Here is a 1,799-nt window from a genome sequence, read left to right as displayed (position 1 = left end):
ACCTCTAAAATTTGTAAGGAGTCTTCTTGTTCTAATCGATATTTATTGACTCCAACTATAGTATCTTGGTTACTATCAATTCTAGCTTGTTTTTTAGCTGCCGCCTCTTCAATGCGCATTTTTGGGATGCCTAACTCAATGGCTTTGGTCATTCCTCCTAGTTCTTCAACTTCTTGTAGCAATTCCCATGCTTTATTTACCATTTCTTCTGTTCTGTTTTCAACAAAAGTTGAACCAGCCCAAGGATCAACAGTTTTAGTAATAAGGGTTTCTTCTTGAATGTATATTTGCGTATTTCTTGCGATACGTGCTGAGAAATCTGTTGGTAAAGCAATGGCTTCATCCAGTGCATTGGTGTGTAAACTTTGAGTACCACCTAAAGCTGCAGCCATTGCCTCAATGGTTGTGCGCGCTACATTATTAAATGGATCTTGCTCTGTTAAACTCCAACCACTTGTTTGGCAATGTGTACGTAATGCTAATGATTTTTGATTTTTAGGATTGAATTGCTTTACTATTTTAGCCCATAACATACGTGCTGCACGTAATTTTGCAATTTCACTAAAATGATCCATCCCAATGGCCCAGAAAAATGATAAACGTGGTGCAAAAGAATCAATATCCATACCGCTTGCAATTCCTGTTTTAAGGTATTCTAAACCATCAGCTAATGTATATGCCAACTCAATTTCTGGAGTAGCACCTGCTTCTTGCATATGATACCCTGAAATAGAAATAGAATTGAATTTTGGCATATTTTTACTAGTGTACCCAAAAATATCAGCAATAATTTTCATGGATGGAGTAGGTGGATAAATGTAGGTATTACGCACCATAAATTCTTTTAAAATATCATTTTGAATGGTTCCTGCTAATAAACTTTCAGCAACACCTTGTTCTTTTGCTGCGACAATATAAAATGCTAAAATGGGTAAAACAGCACCATTCATAGTCATTGAAACTGACATTTTATCCAAAGGAATTTGGTTAAATAACACTTTCATATCTTCCACTGAATCTATAGCAACACCAGCTTTACCAACATCGCCTTGTACGCGTTCGTGGTCAGAATCGTATCCTCTGTGAGTTGCTAAATCAAATGCGACAGATAATCCTTTTTGTCCGGCCGCTAAATTTCTACGATAAAAAGCATTACTTTCTTCGGCAGTAGAGAATCCAGCATATTGTCTAATCGTCCAAGGTTGGCGAACATACATTGTTGAATAAGGGCCACGTAAATTTGGTGCAACTCCGGCAATGTAATTTTCATGTTCAAAATATGTATCTTTTTCATTTTGACTTTCTACGGCGAGTTTTGAAAAATCTTTACGCTTCATTTTTCAGTCTTTTTTGTTCTAATTCTTCAGCTAAACGCTTAGGAATTATGGGAATTATCAATGTTTTTTTAGGGTTGCGTTCAACAAAAGGATGCACTTGTAAATCGTGTTTCATTTTGTTTTGTTCGTTTGGGTATGTATTGGTTCCTAATAAAACCAGTTCGCCATTACTAAATTGTGCCTGTTCTTTTTTAGTGTTTTCAACAATTTTACGTTGAATAGTCCCTTGTTTTAATTGTTGTAAGAAACCACCACTTTTTTCAATTTCTTTGAAAAGAGCTAACGATTTTTCGGCAATTTGTTTTGTAATGGCTTCAATATAATAGGAATTTGTAGCAATGTGTTGCGCATTTTTGAAATAACTTTCTTCCTTTAAAATTAACAACTGATTTCTAGCAATTCGATCGCCAAATTCATTTGAATGATGAAAAACGGAATCGTAAGCACTATTTGAAATGGTAT

Annotated in this window: 2 protein-coding genes; both read right to left on the bottom strand. The window is 35.2% G+C overall.

All coding sequences use genetic code 11. The annotated features are described in order from the left end of the window. A partial coding sequence (gene scpA, locus Q0352_RS11860; protein WP_299527764.1) for a methylmalonyl-CoA mutase occupies positions 1–1,337 on the bottom strand: 1,337 nt, incomplete at its 3' end. Continuing rightward, on the bottom strand, positions 1,327–1,799 hold a 473-nt coding region (locus Q0352_RS11855; protein WP_299527762.1), incomplete at its 5' end, for a methylmalonyl-CoA mutase family protein. The genes scpA and Q0352_RS11855, both read right to left, overlap by 11 nt.

The sequence above is a fragment of the uncultured Lutibacter sp. genome (assembly GCF_937891065.1).
Classification (GTDB): Bacteria; Bacteroidota; Bacteroidia; order Flavobacteriales; family Flavobacteriaceae; genus Lutibacter.
The sequence above is the reverse complement of the archived record's forward strand: the minus strand, read 5'-3'. Positions and strand labels throughout refer to the sequence as shown.